Source organism: Streptomyces sp. URMC 127 (genome assembly GCF_051386535.1).
In the GTDB taxonomy this organism is placed as follows: Bacteria; Actinomycetota; Actinomycetes; order Streptomycetales; family Streptomycetaceae; genus Streptomyces.
The window spans coordinates 1-16,100 of the sequence record NZ_JBPQTW010000159.1; the positions used below are offsets into that span (position 1 = coordinate 1).

Genomic DNA, 16,100 nt, shown 5'->3' on the forward strand with positions numbered 1-16,100 from the left:
CGGAGCCGGTCTCGGCCCCGGACCCTGGTCCGGAGCTGGTGCCGGCCCCTGCCCGGGAGCCGATCCCTACAGTCCCGGAGCGGACCCCGGCCCCGGCCTCGGAGCCGGTCTCGGTCCGGGGCCCGGCCCGGAGGGTGGCTCGGTTTCCGGCGGCGGCTTCGGGCTTCGGGCCGGGGCCGGTCCCGCCTCCGGCCTCGTAGCCGGTCCCTGTCTGTCGGGCGGCAGGTCGGCGGACCGCTTCGGGGCGGCGGGCGGTGGGTCCGGAGGCGGGTCCGCGCCCGGTTCTGGACCCGGGCCTTGGCCAGAATCCGGCGCTGGTTCCGGTGGGCCGGGAGGTGGGCCCGCCCTCGGTGGTGGCTTCGGGCTCCGGGCCGGGGCGGCGGGCGGCGGGTCCGGAGGCGGGCCCGCGGCCGGTGGTGGCTCCGGGGTTCGGGCCGGGGCTGCGGGCGGCCCCGGGCTCGCCGGGCCAGCAGGGCCTTCCGGGCTGGGGACGGCCAGGCGGTAGTGGTGGTAGAGCTGCAGCTCCTGCTCCGGCGAGAGGTGGCGGCCGACGCCGAAGTCCGGTGCCTCCCTGACCAGCGCCCGGTCGTAGGGGGTGCGCAGCCCTTCCCCGGTGATCTCGCCCGTCGCCAGGGGAATGAACGCGTCCCGGCGGAAGAGACCGGTCCGTACCGCCGCCCACAGCGGTTCGCCGGTCAGGTCGTCGAGATAGACCTCGTCCACCGTGCCGATCTTCGCCCCGTCGCGGTCGAAGACCTTCCAGCCGATCAGGGTCCGGGGATCGATGTCGCTCTGCACGGTTTCCTCCCGGGATCGGCGCCTCCTCCCACCCAAAAACACAAAACGGGAAGCGGCCACTCGGGAGATCCGGCGGGAAACATGCGCTGGTAGTCTGGCGAGTGGCCGCAGAATCCGTGCGGGAGAGTCCTCCGGAAGCCCGCCCAGCGGGGCTTGACGGAGGCGCCGAAGGAGCAAATCCTCCCCGGAATCTCTCAGGCACCCGGTACCGCACGGACGAGGTCACTCTGGAAAGCAGGGCGGGCCCGGTCAGCCACAGCGCCGAAGCCCCTCCTCACCGACGGTGAAAGCCGGGCCGCGCGCCGCCGCGGGCCGGTGAAGCTCTCAGGTTGAGATGACAGAGGGGGAGGCCGTCCGGGTACCCGCGCCGTGGTACCCCTCGCAGGTCGCAAAGACCAGGAGGCCTCCGCAGATGACTGCCCACCGCATCGCCCTCTCCGACCTGGAACGGGACACTCCGTTCGAGCGCCGCCACATAGGCCCCGACGGCGAGGCCCAGGCCAAGATGCTCGCCCAGGTCGGCTTCGGCTCGCTGGACGAGCTCACCGCCGCCGCCGTGCCGGAAGTGATCAAGAGCGTGGGCGCGCTGGCCCTGCCCGAGGCCCGCAGCGAGGCCGAGGTCCTCGCCGAGCTGCGCTCGCTCGCCGGCCGCAACGAGGTCCTCGCCCCCATGATCGGCCTCGGCTACCACGGCACGTTCACGCCGCCGGTGATCCTGCGCAACGTCATGGAGAACCCCGCCTGGTACACGGCCTACACGCCGTACCAGCCGGAGATCTCCCAGGGCCGCCTGGAGGCCCTGCTGAACTTCCAGACGGTCGTCGCCGACCTGACCGGCCTGCCCACCTCCGGCGCCTCCCTCCTCGACGAGGGCACCGCCGCCGCCGAGGCCATGGCCCTCTCCCGGCGCGTCGGCAAGGTCAAGAACGGCGTCTTCCTCGTCGACGCGGACACCCTGCCGCAGACCGTCGCCGTGATCGAGACCCGCGCGGAGCCGACCGGTGTCGAGGTCGTCGTCACCGATCTCAGCGCGGGCATCCCCGACGAGATCGCCGAGCGCGGCGTCTTCGGCGTCCTCCTGCAGTACCCCGGCGCCTCGGGCGCCGTGCGCGACCTGCGCCCGGTCATCGAGCGCGCCCACGAGCTCGGCGCGATCGTCACCGTCGCCGCGGACCTGCTGGCCCTGACCCTGCTGACGCCGCCCGGCGAGCTCGGCGCGGACATCGCCGTCGGCACCACGCAGCGCTTCGGCGTGCCCATGGGCTTCGGCGGCCCGCACGCCGGGTTCATGGCCGTGCGCGAGCAGTTCGCCCGCAGCCTCCCCGGCCGCCTGGTCGGCGTCTCCGTCGACGCCGACGGCAACAAGGCCTACCGCCTGGCCCTGCAGACCCGCGAGCAGCACATCCGCCGCGAGAAGGCCACCAGCAACATCTGCACCGCGCAGGTGCTCCTCGCCGTCATGGCCGGCATGTACGCCGTCTACCACGGCCCCGAGGGCCTGGCCGCCATCGCCCGCCGCACCCACCGTTACGCCGCGATCCTCGCCGAGGGCCTGCGCGCCGGCGGCGTCGAGCTCCTCCACGGCGCCTACTTCGACACCCTGACCGCGCGCGTCCCCGGCCGGGCCGCCGAGGTCGTCGAGGCCGCCCGCGAGCGGGGCGTCAACCTCCGCCTGACCGACGCCGACCACGTGGGCATCGCCTGTGACGAGACCACCACCCGCGCCCACCTGGACTCCGTCTGGGCGGCGTTCGGCGTGGCCGGCGACGTCGAGGCGCTCGACGCGACGGCCGCCGAGGCGCTCCCCGAGGCCCTGCTGCGCACCGGCGACTACCTCACGCACCCGGTCTTCCACGAGCACCGCTCCGAGACGGCCATGCTGCGCTACCTGCGCCGCCTCGCCGACCGGGACTACGCCCTGGACCGCGGCATGATCCCGCTCGGCTCGTGCACCATGAAGCTGAACGCCACGACCGAGATGGAGCCGGTCACCTGGCCCGAGTTCGGGGCGCTCCACCCCTTCGCGCCGATCGGCCAGGCTCAGGGCTACGTCACGCTGATCACCGAGCTGGAGGAGCGGCTCGCCGAGGTCACCGGCTACGACAAGGTCTCCATCCAGCCGAACGCCGGCTCCCAGGGCGAGCTGGCCGGCCTGCTGGCCGTGCGCGCCTACCACCGCGCCAACGGCGACGAGCAGCGCACGGTCTGCCTGATCCCGTCCTCGGCGCACGGCACCAACGCCGCGAGCGCCGTGATGGCCGGCATGAAGGTCGTCGTCGTCAGGACCGCCGACGACGGCGAGATCGACGTCCAGGACCTGCGCGCCAAGATCGAGCAGTACCGCGACGAGCTGGCCGTCCTGATGATCACGTACCCGTCGACGCACGGCGTCTTCGAGGAGCACGTCGCCGGCATCTGCGCCGAGGTCCACGACGCAGGCGGCCAGGTCTACGTGGACGGCGCGAACCTCAACGCCCTGGTGGGCCTGGCGAAGCCGGGCAAGTTCGGCGGCGACGTCTCGCACCTGAACCTGCACAAGACCTTCTGCATCCCGCACGGCGGCGGCGGCCCCGGCGTCGGACCGGTCGCCGTCCGCGCGCACCTCGCCCCGTACCTGCCCAACCACCCGCTGCAGCCCACCGCCGGCCCGGAGACGGGCGTCGGCCCGGTCTCGGCGGCTCCTTGGGGCTCGGCCGGCATTCTGCCGATCTCCTGGGCGTACGTCCGGCTGATGGGCGGCGAGGGCCTCAAGCGCGCCACGCAGGTGGCGGTCCTCGGCGCCAACTACATCGCCAAGCGCCTGGAGCCGCACTACCCCGTGCTCTACACCGGCCCGAACGGCCTGGTGGCGCACGAGTGCATCGTGGACCTGCGACCGCTGACCAAGGCCACCGGCGTGAGCGTCGACGACGTCGCCAAGCGTCTGATCGACTACGGCTTCCACGCGCCGACCATGTCCTTCCCGGTGGCCGGCACGCTGATGATCGAGCCCACGGAGAGCGAGGACATCGCCGAGCTGGACCGCTTCTGCGAGGCGATGATCGCGATTCGCGCCGAGATCGAGAAGGTCGGCTCGGGGGAGTGGAGCAAGGACGACAACCCCCTGCGGAACGCCCCGCACACCGCCGTGTCCGTGACGGGCGCGTGGGAGCACGCGTACAGCCGTGAGGAGGCCGTCTTCCCCGCCGGGGTCTCCGCCGACAAGTACTGGCCGCCGGTGCGGCGCGTCGACGGTGCCTACGGCGACCGCAACCTCGTGTGCTCCTGCCCGCCGCTGGAGGACTACGACGGCTGATCAGGGCCGCGGGCTCCTTCCGCGGGGCCCGGTCAACGGTCGGGGCCGGTCCGGCGATCTCGCCGGGCCGCCCCCTTCTGCGTGCGTGCTGTGCTGTGCGTGCCGTGTGCGTCGTGCTGTGCGTGCGGCGGTTGCGGTGCGGTGGTGCGCGTGCGAGCTCAGGCGGCCGTCACCACGTTTCCCGTGTCCAGCGGCCGGTGCGGCGCGATGACGCGGCCGTCCGGCAGCAGCTCACCGGTGTCCTCGAAGTGCAGGACGCCGTTGCACAGCAGGCTCCAGCCCTGCTCCGGGTGGTGCGCCACGAGGTGCGCGGCTTCCCGGTCGGCGGAGTCGGCTGAGGGGCACGTGGGCTGGTGCTGGCACATGGGAGGGTTCTTTCGCTGTGATGTGGTGGCTGTCGTGCGGCTCGATTCGGTGTTCATGCCGCCCCCCGTTGGCGAATCGGTTGGTCGATACCAGTGTTGCCCTACGGGCGTGATTCCGCAGGGATTTCCCGGCAGCGCTCCTCACTCGTTGGAGACGCGTCACCCATGCGGGCGGTTGCTCCCAACAGCACTGCCCGGACGGATGGTTGTAGGGGGCCGGTACGGGCTAGGCCGGGAGGATGAGCACACGTGTGCGCCCCGCGGCCGGGGCCGCGGGGCGCGGAGCGGGTAACGAGGGGCAGCCGCCGTCAGGCCGGGGTCTTCAGCAGCGGCGCGGGCGTCAGGCGGAGCGTCAGGACCGGCAGCAGCTCGGCGAACCGGTGCGGGCGGTGCGCGGCGATGCCGGGCGGCGCGGGGGCGAGCGGCACCAGGAGGTCGCCGGGCCCGGGCAGCCCGGAGGAGGCGTCGGCGGTGACGTCCCCGTGCAGCCAGAGGGTGAGCATGTAGAGCTCGGGCACGGACAGCAGCCGGGGCTGGTACGGCGTCGCCAGCGCCTCCGCCTGCCGCAGGGCGCGTTCCGTGGAGGCGAGGTAGGGGCCTTCGCAGAAGTACGCGAAGGCCCAGCCGTCCGCGGTCCGCACCGTCTCGCCCGCGGCCACCACCCGCTCGGTGCCGCGGATCAGGAACCGCCAGCCGGTGAGCCGGCTGCGCGGCGCGCCCCCGCGGCCCGTCACCTGCTCCAGCACGTGGACGGGCAGCGGGAGGTCGGGGGTGAGCGGGCCTTGCGCGGCCTTCAGCGACGGGGTGCGGGCCTCGCGCACGGCGGAGGGGGAGCCGAGGGCGCTCAGAACGCTGCGCAGGGCGGGCGCAGGGGCAGGGGGGACATGCAGCGGCATGGTGGGTCGCCTCTCACTTCGGAGACACGTGGTGCTGGGCAGGGTGCGGACGACGCTGTCGGCGTGCCGAGGCAGGAGGGGCCGGAGGGGTCGGAGGTGGCCGGTCGGACCGGCTGCCGGGGCCGTGCGCCTACTCTCCGCCTCGTCCCCGAAGTTTATACGACACGTGTTCACACGGTGTTTCGGCTAGCTGTCGCCGGTATTTCCGGCAAGGAGATATCAGGGCCCCATCGGGGGGTGATTTCGGTGATTTCGCGCCCTGGCCGGGTGCGTCACCTCGCATTGTTCCCCGGGCAGGGTAGGCCGAATCTCATCGGTGTTTATGACCAGCGGTATCGGCAAAGCCCGGACGGCCCGTCATGCCGACGGAATGTGCCACCGGATGCGTTGCCGAGAGCGTAGCGGGTATGTGGTGCCGGCGGGGCGTTATCGATCACATTGGCTGGGCATCATCGACCGTGACGCGAGCCGCCGGCGCCGCGGCGACCCATGTGAGGAGGGACCCTGCAATGGGGGACAAGGTCGTGGCCGGGGCCGTCGGCCTGGCCGACCGGCAGCGCCACCGGGCAAAGCTCCGGCAGTGCCTGGAAGCACTGGCGAGACTGCTGGAAGAGAAGCGTTTCGACCGTCCCAGGAATCTCATGGGCCTGGAGATCGAGCTGAATCTCGCGGGGGCCGACGGGATGCCGAGCATGGTGAACGCCGAAGTGCTGGAACGTATCGCCAGCGGTGATTTCCAGACCGAACTCGGCCGGTTCAACCTGGAAGTCAACATTGTTCCGCACCGGCTCGCCGGAAGCGTCCTCGACCAGCTTGCCGAGGAGTTGCGAACCACCCTCTACTACGCCGACCGCAAAGCGATGGAGGTCGATTCCGGGGTCGTGATGATCGGTATTCTGCCGACCCTGGAGGACCGTCATCTGGTCTCGGCGAACCTCTCCGCCGACGACCGCTACGCGATGCTGAACGCGCAGGTCGTGGCCGCCCGCGGGGAGCACTTCACGATCGACATCGACGGCGTCGAGCGGCTGACCTGCACCGCCGAGTCGATCGCCCCCGAAGCCGCCTGCACGTCGGTGCAGCTGCACCTGCAGGTGACGCCGGGGCGGTTCGCCGCCGTGTGGAATGCCGCGCAGGCCGTCGCGGCCGCCCAGATCGCCGTGGGCGCCAACTCGCCCTTCCTCTTCGGCCGGGAGCTGTGGCGCGAGTCCCGCCCGCCGCTGTTCGTGCAGTCCACCGACACCCGCCCGCCCGAGCTCACGGCCCAGGGGGTGCGGCCGCGCACGTGGTTCGGCGAGCGCTGGATCGATTCCGCGTACGAGCTGTTCGAGGAGAACCTGCGCTTCTTCCCGCCGGTGCTGCCCATCTCCGCCGACGAGGACCCGGTGCGCGTGCTCGACGAGGGCGGCGTTCCGATGCTGCACGAGCTGACCCTGCACAACGGCACGGTCTACCGCTGGAACCGGCCCGTCTACGGGGTCGCCGACGGCGTGCCGCACTTACGGGTGGAGAACCGGGTGCTGCCCGCGGGCCCCACCGTCACCGACGTCATCGCCAACGCCGCCTTCTACTACGGGCTGGTCCGGGCGCTCGCCGAGGAGCCGCGGCCGGTGTGGAGCCGGCTGCCGTTCGCCGTCGCCGCGGACAACTTCGACGCCGCCTGCCGGCACGGCATCGACGCCCTGCTGCGCTGGCCCAAGGCGGGCGGCCGCGCCGGCGCCCTGGAGCGGATGCCCGCCGTCCGGCTCGTGCGGGAGGAGCTGCTGCCGCTCGCCGCCGCCGGGCTCGACGCCTGGGGCGTGGAGCCCTCCGACCGCGACCGCTACCTCGGGGTCGTCGAGGGCCGCTGCCGCCGCCGCACCAACGGCGCCGCCTGGCAGGCCGCCACCTACCACCGGGCCCTGGAGCGCGGCCTGGACCGGCACAAGGCGCTGGCCGTCACCACCCGCCGCTACTGCGAGCTGATGCGCACCGGGGAGCCGGTGCACACCTGGCCCGTCGGCCCCGGGGACTGACACGCGCTCTCACCCGTACCCCCTGCCCCGCGAGCACCGGCGCGTCGGGCAAGCTGTGACGGCGGCCGCCGCCTCGGGCGGCCCGGAACGGCGCCTCTCCGCTGGTGGGGCGGGAGGAAGGGGAGGCACAGGTGCGGCAGAACGCACAGGGCGAGGACGGCATCGCGCCGGGCACCCGGCCCGGCCCGCCGCCCGGCGGCGCGGCCGTGGAGCGGCGCACGCTGCGCAGCGAGACGCTGCTCGTCCTGGCGCTGTCGCTGGGGGCCAGCGCGGTCTCCTCGCTGATCAGCTTCACCGGAGCGCTGACCAGGCCGGGCGGGCTGAAGGACCAGGCGGCCAACCTCAACGCCTCGCACGCCCCCGGCCGGCCCTGGCTCGACCTGTCCTGGCAGGTCTTCGGCATCGCGACCGCGCTCGTGCCCGTGTTCCTGGTGGCGCACCTGCTGCTGCGCGAGGGCGCGCCGGGCCTGCGCACGGTCGGGTTCGACCGGGACCGCCCGGGCTTCGACCTGACGCGCGGCACCGGCGTGGCAGCGGCCATCGGCGGCACCGGCCTGCTGTTCTACCTCGGCGTCCGGGCCGCGGGCTTCAACCTGACCGTGGTGCCGGAGTCGCTGCCGGACGTGTGGTGGAAGATCCCCGTCCTCGTCGCGTCCGCCGTGCAGAACGCGGTGCTGGAGGAGGTCGTGGTCGTCGGCTACCTGCTGCGGCGGCTGGGACAGCTGGGGTGGACCCCGGCGGCGGCCCTGGCGGCGAGCGCGGTGCTGCGCGGCTCGTACCACCTCTACCAGGGCGTGGGCGGGTTCCTCGGGAACATGGTGATGGGCGTGGTCTTCGTCCTGCTCTACCGGCGCTGGGGGCGGGTCGGGCCGCTCGTGGCCGCGCACGCGCTGATCGACGTCGTGGCGTTCGTCGGCTACGCGCTGCTCGCGGGCAAGGTCGGCTGGCTTCCGACGGCCTGACCCGCCCTCCGGCGCCGGGTCAGGCGAGCAGGTCGCCCTCGATGACGGTCACGGCGGAGCCGGTCAGCAGCGTGCGGTCGCCGCGCAGCCCGGTGCGCACCAGGCCCGTACGGGCCGAGGCCTGCAGCCCGGTGAGGTCGTCCCGGCCGAGCCGCGCGGACCAGAAGGGGGCGAGCGCGGTGTGCGCGCTGCCCGTCACGGGGTCCTCGTCGATGCCGACGTTCGGGAAGAAGCAGCGCGAGACGTAGTCGTAGCCGCGGGAGGGGTCCTCGGCCGGGGCGGTGGCGATGACGCCGCGGCGGGAGAGCCGGGCCAGGGCGCGGACGTCGGGCGCCAGGCCCCGCACGCTCTTCTCGTCGGCCAGTTCGACCAGCAGGTCGCCGATGTGCGGGCCGGTGTCGTGGGCGCTGCGCACCTCTGCGCCCAGCGCTTCCGTCACGCCCTCGGGGAGGGCGGCCGGGGTGAGGGGCGCGGTCGGGAAGTTAAGGGTGATCGAGCCGTCCTCGTGCGCCGTAGCGGTGAGGGTGCCGCAGCGGGCGGCGAAGCGGACCGTGCCGGTGGCCGCGCCCGTGGTGCGCAGGACGTGTGCCGTGGCGAGGGTGGCGTGGCCGCACATGTCGACCTCGGTCACGGGCGTGAACCAGCGCAGGGCCCAGTCGGCGTCCTGCGAGGAGCCGGTGAGGGGGCGGGCGAAGGCCGTCTCGGAGAGGTTCACCTCGGCGGCGATCTCCTGGAGACGGTCGTCCCCGGGGAAGGCCCCGTCGAAGAGGACGACCCCGGCCGGGTTGCCGGCGAAGGGGCGGTCGGTGAAGGCGTCGACGATTCGAATGCGCATGGCCGGACGCTACGCGCCCGAAGAACCCGCGGGCCAGGGCCAATTCACGGGTGGTGGCCCGGGAGGGCGGGCGGCGCCCGCGGGCACGCCGGCGGTCGCCCGCGCCGGCGGGGGCCCGCCGCCGGGGACTGCGCGCACCGAGCCCGGCGCAGGGGTGTGCCCGCGGCCTGTCCGGGAACACCCCTGAGAACGACGCGCGCCCGTCCTCCTCAAGGAGGAGGAAACCGGGGGGCGTACCCAACCGCCGTGGGAGGCGCGAATGCTTCCCTGCGGGGATGACCCGGCGGTTCGTGACTGATGGGGTGGGAGGGTGCTGAGCCGCGTAGGAGACAAGGGAGCGACGGACGCCGTCCGGGAGGGCCTGTTCGGGCCCGAGCTGGCGGCCGCGGTCACGGGCGCCCGCAGACGCGCCGTGCGGGACGGCGACCGGCAGGTCGACACCGCTCACCTGCTCCACACCCTGATGGAGGCGGACCCCGCGGTGTGCCGGGCCGTCGACGGGCGGGGCGAGGGGCAGTCCGTGCGGCTGCTCGGCTACCTCGTCCAGCGCACCATCGGCTACGGGCTGCGCTGGAGCGGCACCGTCGAGGACTCCGGCTCGCTGCCCGTCCTTCTCGACTGCCGGGCGCCGCGCTGGTCGCCCGCGGCGGCCGCCGCGATGGAGGGCGCGTTCGCGCGGGCCCGCGCGCGGGGCGCCGGCCGTGCGGAAGGGGTGGACCTCCTGGCGGCGCTCGCCGGGGACCACCGGTGCCGCGCGGCCGAGGTCATGCGCCGGGCGGGTGTGGACACGGCGGCGCTCGCGGCCGATCTCGATGCGGCCGGTTCCGACGTGCCCGACCTCGACGTGCCCGGCCTCGGCGTACCCGGTCCCGACGTGCCCGGTCTCGACGTGCCCCGCCTCGGCCTGACGGGCCATGAGATGCCGTGACGCGGAGCGCCGCGGCACCCGGCGACCGGTGGGAGCAGCGTCATGACCAGGGAAGCGTCATGACCATCAAGGGGTGACGGTCATGTCATCGGCTGGCATGATGAGCCGATGCATGCCTCTCACGGGAGAAGCGCGGGCCTGGGCCTCGCTCTCGTCTCCGCGCTCGCGTTCGGCGGTTCCGGTGTCGCGGCCAAGCCGCTCATCCAGGCGGGGCTCGACCCGCTGCACGTGGTGTGGCTCCGGGCCGCCGGCGCCGCCCTGGTCCTGCTGCCGGTCGCCTGGCGGCACCGCGTCCTCGTCACCCGCCGCCCCGCCCTCCTGGCCGGGTTCGGCCTGCTGGCCGTCGCCGGCGTGCAGGCCTGCTACTTCGCGGCGATATCCCGGATCCCGGTGGGCGTGGCGCTGCTCGTCGAATACCTCGGCCCGGCGCTCCTGCTGGGGTGGGTGCGCTTCGTCCAGCGCCGGCCGGTCAGCCGCGCCGCGGCCGTGGGCGTCGTGCTGGCCGTCGCCGGGCTCGCCTGCGTGGTGGAGGTGTGGTCGGGCATGAGCTTCGACGCGCTGGGCCTGCTCCTGGCCCTCGGCGCGGCCTGCTGCCAGGTGGGCTACTTCGTGCTGTCCGACCACGGGAGCGACGGCGAGGAGCCCGCCGACCCCTTCGGCGTGATCGCCTACGGGCTGCTCCTGGGCGCCCTCGTCCTCACCGCCGTCGCCCGGCCCTGGGGCATGGACTGGTCGGTGCTCGCCGGGAGCGCCGGGATGAACGGCACGGACGTGCCCGCGGCGCTGCTCCTCGGCTGGGTCGTGCTCGTGGCCACCGTGGCCGCGTACCTGACCGGCGTGCTCGCCGTGCGCCGGCTGTCGCCGCAGGTCGCGGGCGTGGTCGCCTGCCTGGAGGCGGTGATCGCGACCGTGCTGGCCTGGGTGCTGCTCGGCGAGCACCTCTCCGCGCCGCAGATCCTCGGCGGCGCCGTGGTGCTCGCGGGCGCCTTCATCGCGCAGTCCGCCACGCCGAAGAAGGCCGCGGCGGAGCCGGTGGCCCGGGGCGGGGCGGCAGCGGGGGCCGGGGAAGACGCGTCCGTATCGCCGGGCGCGGCCCGGCCCTGACCGCCCTGCTCAAGAACGCCCGGAGGCCTGCTTCCGGGCGCTCAGAGAGCGGCGATGTAGGCCGGGAGCGGAGTGCCCGGCGCGAGGTCCTTGTCCGGTACGGGCGTGCCGTACGCCGTGGTCACGGGCACGACGCCGCTCCAGTGGGGGAGCGCGAGGTCCTCCGGCTCGTCGTTCACGCCGCCCGTGCGCACCTTCGCGGACACCTCGGCAAGATCGAGGCGGAGCACGGCCGTCGCGGCGAGCTCCTTGGGGGAGGCGGGGCGGCAGTCCGCCGCGCGGCCGGGCGTGGCCTGCTCGACCAGGGCGTCGAGGGCCGCGCGCTTCTCCGCCTCCTCCGTCACCTGGCGGGCGGAGCCGTGCACCACGACGGAGCGGTAGTTGAGGGAGTGGTGGAAGGCGGAGCGCGCGAGGACGAGGCCGTCGACGTGGGTGACGGTGACGCAGACCGGCAGGCCCGCGTCCCCCGCCCGGCCGGCGTTGCGCAGCGGGCGCGAACCCGTCGAGCCGTGCACGTAGAGCCGGTCGCCTATGCGCCCGTAGAGCGTGGGCAGCACGACCGGCGCGCCGTCGCGCACGAAGCCGAGGTGGCACACGTAGCCGGCGTCGAGGATGGCGTGGACGACCTCGCGGTCGTACGAGGCGCGCTCGCGGATGCGGGTCGGGGTGGTCCGCTCGGTCTGCTCGTACGGGGCGGGCGGCGCAGCGGTCATTGCGAACTCCATTGCACTAGTGCATAATCTCTTTTGTGCTAGGAGGGTATCGGATCGAGGGTCGCCGCGCAGCAGAGATTTCCGCGAGCGTGGAGCGCGCCGTGGGCGCCGGTCAGCTGTCCCCGGGCGAGCTGCTGCCGCCGATGCGCGAGTTGGCGGTCGAGCTGGGCGTCAATCCCAATACGGTCGCGGCCGCGTATCGCACGCTGCGCGAGCGCGGGGTGATCGAGACGGCCGGCCGCCGGGGGAGCCGCGTGCGCCACCGCCCGGCCAGCACGGCCCGCGAGCGGATCTACGTCGAGGTCCCCGAGGGCGTCCGGGATGTCTCGGCGGGCAATCCCGACCCCGCCCTGCTGCCCCCGCTCGGCGAGGCGCTCGCCGCCGCCGCGGCCCGCGCCGCGCAGTCCCCCGCGCTCTACGGCGCGCCCGCGGTCGGCACGGAGCTGGAGCGGCTGGCCCGGGCCGCCTTCAGCGCGGACGGGGTCCCCGGCGGGCCGATCGCCGTCACCTCCGGCGCGCTCGACGCCATCGAGCGCGTCCTCGCGGTCCACCTGCGGCCGGGCGACGCCGTCGCGGTCGAGGACCCGGGCTGGGGCAGCGTCCTCGACCTCGTCCCGGCCCTCGGCCTGAAGCCCGTTCCCCTGCCCGTCGACGACGACGGCCCGCTGCCCGAGGCGGCGGACCGGGTGCTGCAACAGGGCGCACGGGCCATGATCGTCACCGCGCGGGCGCAGAACCCCACGGGAGCGGTGGTGAGCGCGGCCCGGGCGCGAGAGCTGCGCGCCGTGCTCTCCGGTCACCCGCAGACGCTGCTCGTCGAGGACGACCACGGCCACGGCATCGTCGACCTCCCCCTGCACACCCTCACGGGATCCACCGGCCACTGGGTGATCGTCCGCTCCGTAGCAAAGGCCTACGGGCCCGATCTGCGCCTCGCGGTGCTCGCGGGCGACGCCGTCACCGTGGACCGCGTCCGCGGCCGGCAGCGCCTCGGCCCCGGCTGGGTCAGCCACATCCTGCAGGACGCCGTCGTCCACCTGTGGCGCAGCGGCGCCGTGGACGCGGCAAGGGTGGCCGCCGGGTACGCACGCCGCCGTGACCCGCTCGTGCGGGCCCTGCGGGCGCGGGGCATACAGGCGCACGGGCGCAGCGGCATGAACGTCTGGCTCCCCGTGCCCGACGAGACGGCGGCGGTGGCACGGCTGCTGCACGCGGGCTGGGCGGTCGCCCCGGGCGCCCGCTTCCGGCTCTCGTCCCCGCCCGCGGTGCGGCTGACCGTCTCGGGCCTGGCCGCGGACGAAACGGAACAGGTTGCGGACGCCCTGGCGGCCGCGACCCGTCCCTCGGCGGCAGGGCGCTACGACTGACGGCCCGTCACCGGCACCCCCTCCCCGCGGGGAGGGAGCGTCACTTCCCCCGGGTCCTGCCTCCCGCCTTGCTCTGGGTGAGGGCGGCTCCGGCCAGCACGATGACCGCTCCGACGGGGGTGTTCCAGCTGAGCTGCTCCCCGAGGACGACCACACCGGCGACGGTCGCCACGACCGGTATGAGATAGGTCGTCATCGTCGCGGTCGTGGGCCCGACCTCGGCGACCAGTCCGTACTGCATCAGGAAGGCCAGGCCCGTCCCCAGCGCCCCGAGGGCGAAGACGGCCAGCACCGGCACGGCGGGGAAGGAGGCCGGCACGGGAGCGACGAGCGGGGCGACGACCGCCAGCTGGAGGGTGCCCAGCAGCAGCTGCGCACCGGACTTGGACAGGTTGGAGTCGCCCGGGTCCGCCAGCGTGCGCCGGACGTAGATCCAGCCGACCGCGTAGCTGGCGGAGGCGACGAGGGCCATCACGGTGCCCGCCGCGTCCTGGCCGGAGAAGCCCTGCCAGGCCCCGAGCACCGTCAGCACGCCGGCGAAGCCGATCGCCAGTCCGGCGAACCGGCGCCGCGTGGGCCGGTCCTCGGAGAGGGCCACGAGCGAGAGGACCATGCCCCACAGAGGGGTCGTGGCATTGCAGATGCCGGCGAGCGTGGAGGGAATGCGCAGTTCGGCGTAGGCGAAGAGGCTGAAGGGCAGGGCGTTGAGCAGGAAGGCCGCGACGGCGAGGTGGCCCCAGGTGCGCGCCGAGCGCGGCAGGCGCTCCCGCTTGACGGCCAGCGTCGCCACGAGCACCGCCGCGCCGAAGAACATGCGGCCGAAGGAGACGTACAGCGGCGGGAAGCCGTCCGTGCCGAGCTTGATGAACAGGAAGCTGCAGCCCCAGATGAGCGCGAGCGCACAGAAGCGGATCCTCCAGTCCAGGGCGGGGCGGCCGCGCTGCGGCCGGCGTGGCTGCCGGCCGGAGGCGGGGAGCGGGCGAACGGGGAGCCCGGACGGGACGGAGGAACTGGAGGTTGCCGTGGTGCGCATGGTCGTAAGAATGACCGGGCCGTAAGCCTTAGAACAAGTAAATTTAAATGGGGTTTATCGCGTAGGATTGCTTATATGTTGAATCTGGAGCGCCTGCGCACCCTCAACGCCGTCGCCCGCCACGGCTCCGTGAGCGCCGCGGCGGACGGGCTGCACGTGACGACCTCCGCCGTCTCGCAGCAGCTCGCCAAGCTGGAGCGGGAGACGGGGCAGCAGCTCCTCGCCAAACAGGGGCGGGGCGTGCGGCTGACGGACGCCGGCCGGCTGCTCGCCGACCACGCCTCGCGGATCCTCTCCCAGGTGGAGCTGGCCCAGGCCGACCTGGAGGCGCAGCGCGGCCAGGCCGTGGGTGAGCTGCTCCTCGGCGCCTTCCCCACCGCCGCCCGCGGGCTCTTCCCGGCCGCCCTCGCGGCGCTGCGCCGCGCGCACCCCCAGCTGCGGGCCCGGCTGGAGGAGATGGAGCCCCAGGAGGCCGTGCCCCAGGTGGTCCGCGGCGACATCGACGTCGCGGTCGTCCTCGACTGGGACAACAAGCCGCTGCCCATGCCGGACGGCCTGGCCAAGGCCCCGGTCCTCGACGACATCGCCGACGTGGCCATGCCCGTGGACCACCCGCTCGCCGGCCGCGAGGAGGTCGACCTGGAGGAGTTCGCCGACGACGACTGGGTCTCCTGGCCCCGGGGCGAGTTCTGCCACGACTGGCTGATGCTCACCCTGCGCGGCAAGGGCATCGAGCCCCGCATCTCCCACATGGCCGAGGAGCACCACACCCAGCTCGCCCTCATCGCCGCCGGGCTCGGCGTCGCCGTCGCGCCCCGGCTGGGCCGCGGACCGGTGCCGGAAGGGGTGCGCGTGGTGCCCGTACGGCACACCGTGCGCCGCCACGTCTATGCGATCTGGCGCGCCGACGCGGACCGGCGCCCCTCCATCCGCGCCGCGGTCGAGGCGTTGCGCCTTGCCGGCGAGAAGGTGGCCGGCTGACTCGGCGCCGTCTCGCGGCGGGCGGCACACCGCCTCCGGTTTTCACCGGGCCGGCTGCAGCCGGCCCGGCCTGCGGCGCGGTGGGCCTGCGGCCTTTGCCCGGCTCGGCACTTCCGGCCTGCTGCATCATGGCTGCCTCTCGCCGTCGCGGCGGAGGGGAACCGACGGGGCGATCCGCCTGAATCGGCTCACCGCTTGCGGAAGTCCCAGGACACGACCGCGTCCGGCGTCAGCCGGAGCCACGCGTGCCTGCCGTCGTGCGGCATCGACGGCAGGCCGCCGAAGTACTTGGCGGTGAACAGCGCCTCCGGCGCGTCGAGCTCCGGGCAGGGCCGGCCCGTCCGCGGGGCCTCGCCGACGAAGGCGGCCGTGCCGGACAGCTCCGCGCCCCGCAGCTCCCCGTACTCCCGTCCGTCGTCCACCAGTACCGCGATCCGGGCGTCACGCCGCAGCTGCGCCCACCGGCGGCTGCGCACGAGCGAGTACAGCCACACCGCCGCCCCGTCCCAGACGAACCACAGCGCGCTCAGGTGCGGCCGCCCGTCGCGCCCCACGGTGGCCACCCGGCAGGTGTGCTGCCCGGCGAGGAAGGCGTCCAGCTCCGCCTCCGTCATCATGATCCGGCGGCCCCGCCGCTGGGTGGTGACCATGGCCCGCGCCTCCCCGCACCTCCGCCTTACCTGACGGCCTATCAGAAAGTGTGGGGCCTCTTCCCCCGCCGGCGCAATGCCCGCTACCCTCACGCGGCCCGCCCGCTCGCTCGCCCGCCCGCCCGCACCCGCCGGGCGCCGCCCCCAGGAGGGAGGAC

Annotated in this window: 13 protein-coding genes, 1 pseudogene and 1 riboswitch; of the genes and pseudogenes, 7 read left to right on the plus strand and 7 right to left on the minus strand. The window is 74.1% G+C overall.

Annotation, left to right across the window (positions count from 1 at the left end):
• Positions 1-450 precede the first annotated feature (450 nt).
• A pseudogene (locus ACSNOH_RS25485) lies at positions 451-798 on the minus strand (PRC-barrel domain-containing protein); the annotation flags it as partial.
• Between the two features lie 109 nt (positions 799-907).
• A riboswitch (glycine riboswitch) is annotated at positions 908-1,019 on the plus strand.
• A gap of 191 nt (positions 1,020-1,210) precedes the next feature.
• Between ACSNOH_RS25485 and gcvP the strand changes: the two are divergent.
• Complete coding sequence (gene gcvP / locus ACSNOH_RS25490) at positions 1,211-4,093, plus strand: aminomethyl-transferring glycine dehydrogenase (RefSeq protein ID WP_436723755.1); 2,883 nt, start codon at positions 1,211-1,213, stop codon at positions 4,091-4,093.
• 158 nt (positions 4,094-4,251) lie between these two features.
• Here the strand turns inward: gcvP and ACSNOH_RS25495 are convergent, their stop codons facing one another.
• Together ACSNOH_RS25495 and ACSNOH_RS25500 are read right to left on the minus strand one after the other, a co-directional pair.
• Positions 4,252-4,458, minus strand: coding sequence for a DUF5999 family protein (locus ACSNOH_RS25495; RefSeq protein ID WP_391826170.1), 207 nt, complete (start codon positions 4,456-4,458; stop codon positions 4,252-4,254).
• A gap of 308 nt (positions 4,459-4,766) precedes the next feature.
• Positions 4,767-5,354 (minus strand): hypothetical protein, encoded by a 588-nt coding sequence (locus ACSNOH_RS25500; protein ID WP_436723756.1) that lies wholly within the window; start codon positions 5,352-5,354, stop codon positions 4,767-4,769.
• A gap of 509 nt (positions 5,355-5,863) precedes the next feature.
• Here ACSNOH_RS25500 and ACSNOH_RS25505 point away from each other — a divergent pair.
• The gene (locus ACSNOH_RS25505) at positions 5,864-7,369 is read left to right on the plus strand and encodes a glutamate--cysteine ligase (protein WP_436723757.1); all 1,506 of its coding nucleotides are present in this window, start codon (positions 5,864-5,866) and stop codon (positions 7,367-7,369) included.
• Positions 7,370-7,530: 161 nt separating this feature from the next.
• Complete coding sequence (locus ACSNOH_RS25510; protein WP_436723765.1) at positions 7,531-8,331, plus strand: CPBP family intramembrane glutamic endopeptidase; 801 nt, start codon at positions 7,531-7,533, stop codon at positions 8,329-8,331.
• A 19-nt stretch (positions 8,332-8,350) separates the two neighbouring features.
• Here ACSNOH_RS25510 and ACSNOH_RS25515 read toward each other — a convergent pair whose 3' ends face one another.
• On the minus strand, positions 8,351-9,166 hold the full coding sequence (locus ACSNOH_RS25515) for a PhzF family phenazine biosynthesis protein (RefSeq protein ID WP_436723758.1): 816 nt from the start codon (positions 9,164-9,166) through the stop codon (positions 8,351-8,353).
• A gap of 313 nt (positions 9,167-9,479) precedes the next feature.
• Here ACSNOH_RS25515 and ACSNOH_RS25520 point away from each other — a divergent pair, with 313 nt between their 5' ends.
• Both ACSNOH_RS25520 and ACSNOH_RS25525 read left to right on the plus strand, forming a co-directional pair.
• Positions 9,480-10,094 (plus strand): Clp protease N-terminal domain-containing protein, encoded by a 615-nt coding sequence (locus tag ACSNOH_RS25520; protein ID WP_436723766.1) that lies wholly within the window; start codon positions 9,480-9,482, stop codon positions 10,092-10,094.
• A gap of 108 nt (positions 10,095-10,202) precedes the next feature.
• Entirely contained in the window at positions 10,203-11,198 is a 996-nt protein-coding gene (locus tag ACSNOH_RS25525) for an EamA family transporter (protein WP_436723759.1), read from the plus strand.
• 41 nt (positions 11,199-11,239) lie between these two features.
• On the opposite strand, the gene ACSNOH_RS25530 is transcribed toward ACSNOH_RS25525, so the two are convergent.
• Complete coding sequence (locus ACSNOH_RS25530; RefSeq protein WP_436723760.1) at positions 11,240-11,911, minus strand: pyridoxamine 5'-phosphate oxidase family protein; 672 nt, start codon at positions 11,909-11,911, stop codon at positions 11,240-11,242.
• Between the two features lie 35 nt (positions 11,912-11,946).
• Here ACSNOH_RS25530 and ACSNOH_RS25535 point away from each other — a divergent pair, with 35 nt between their 5' ends.
• On the plus strand, positions 11,947-13,278 hold the full coding sequence (locus ACSNOH_RS25535) for an aminotransferase class I/II-fold pyridoxal phosphate-dependent enzyme (protein WP_436723761.1): 1,332 nt from the start codon (positions 11,947-11,949) through the stop codon (positions 13,276-13,278).
• Between the two features lie 40 nt (positions 13,279-13,318).
• On the opposite strand, the gene ACSNOH_RS25540 is transcribed toward ACSNOH_RS25535, so the two are convergent.
• The gene (locus tag ACSNOH_RS25540; RefSeq protein ID WP_436723762.1) at positions 13,319-14,311 is read right to left on the minus strand and encodes a DMT family transporter; all 993 of its coding nucleotides are present in this window, start codon (positions 14,309-14,311) and stop codon (positions 13,319-13,321) included.
• A gap of 75 nt (positions 14,312-14,386) precedes the next feature.
• Between ACSNOH_RS25540 and ACSNOH_RS25545 the strand changes: the two genes are divergently transcribed.
• Positions 14,387-15,292, plus strand: a complete 906-nt coding sequence (locus ACSNOH_RS25545) for a LysR family transcriptional regulator (protein WP_436723763.1) — start codon at positions 14,387-14,389, stop codon at positions 15,290-15,292.
• Positions 15,293-15,480: 188 nt separating this feature from the next.
• Here the strand turns inward: ACSNOH_RS25545 and ACSNOH_RS25550 are convergent, their stop codons facing one another.
• Positions 15,481-15,942, minus strand: coding sequence for a pyridoxamine 5'-phosphate oxidase family protein (locus ACSNOH_RS25550; RefSeq protein ID WP_436723764.1), 462 nt, complete (start codon positions 15,940-15,942; stop codon positions 15,481-15,483).
• Positions 15,943-16,100: the final 158 nt, after the last annotated feature.

Excerpts from the sequence above, each read along its gene's own strand:
- ACSNOH_RS25495 (WP_391826170.1), bottom strand. The coding sequence starts at position 4,458 with ATGTGCCAGCACCAGCCCACGTGCCCCTCAGCCGACTCCGCCGACCGG.
- ACSNOH_RS25550 (WP_436723764.1), bottom strand. The coding sequence starts at position 15,942 with ATGGTCACCACCCAGCGGCGGGGCCGCCGGATCATGATGACGGAGGCG.
- ACSNOH_RS25540 (WP_436723762.1), bottom strand. The coding sequence starts at position 14,311 with ATGCGCACCACGGCAACCTCCAGTTCCTCCGTCCCGTCCGGGCTCCCC.
- ACSNOH_RS25515 (WP_436723758.1), bottom strand. The coding sequence starts at position 9,166 with ATGCGCATTCGAATCGTCGACGCCTTCACCGACCGCCCCTTCGCCGGC.
- ACSNOH_RS25500 (WP_436723756.1), bottom strand. The coding sequence starts at position 5,354 with ATGCCGCTGCATGTCCCCCCTGCCCCTGCGCCCGCCCTGCGCAGCGTT.
- gcvP (WP_436723755.1), top strand. The coding sequence starts at position 1,211 with ATGACTGCCCACCGCATCGCCCTCTCCGACCTGGAACGGGACACTCCG.
- ACSNOH_RS25505 (WP_436723757.1), top strand. The coding sequence starts at position 5,864 with ATGGGGGACAAGGTCGTGGCCGGGGCCGTCGGCCTGGCCGACCGGCAG.
- ACSNOH_RS25545 (WP_436723763.1), top strand. The coding sequence starts at position 14,387 with ATGTTGAATCTGGAGCGCCTGCGCACCCTCAACGCCGTCGCCCGCCAC.
- ACSNOH_RS25530 (WP_436723760.1), bottom strand. The coding sequence starts at position 11,911 with ATGACCGCTGCGCCGCCCGCCCCGTACGAGCAGACCGAGCGGACCACC.
- ACSNOH_RS25525 (WP_436723759.1), top strand. The coding sequence starts at position 10,203 with ATGCATGCCTCTCACGGGAGAAGCGCGGGCCTGGGCCTCGCTCTCGTC.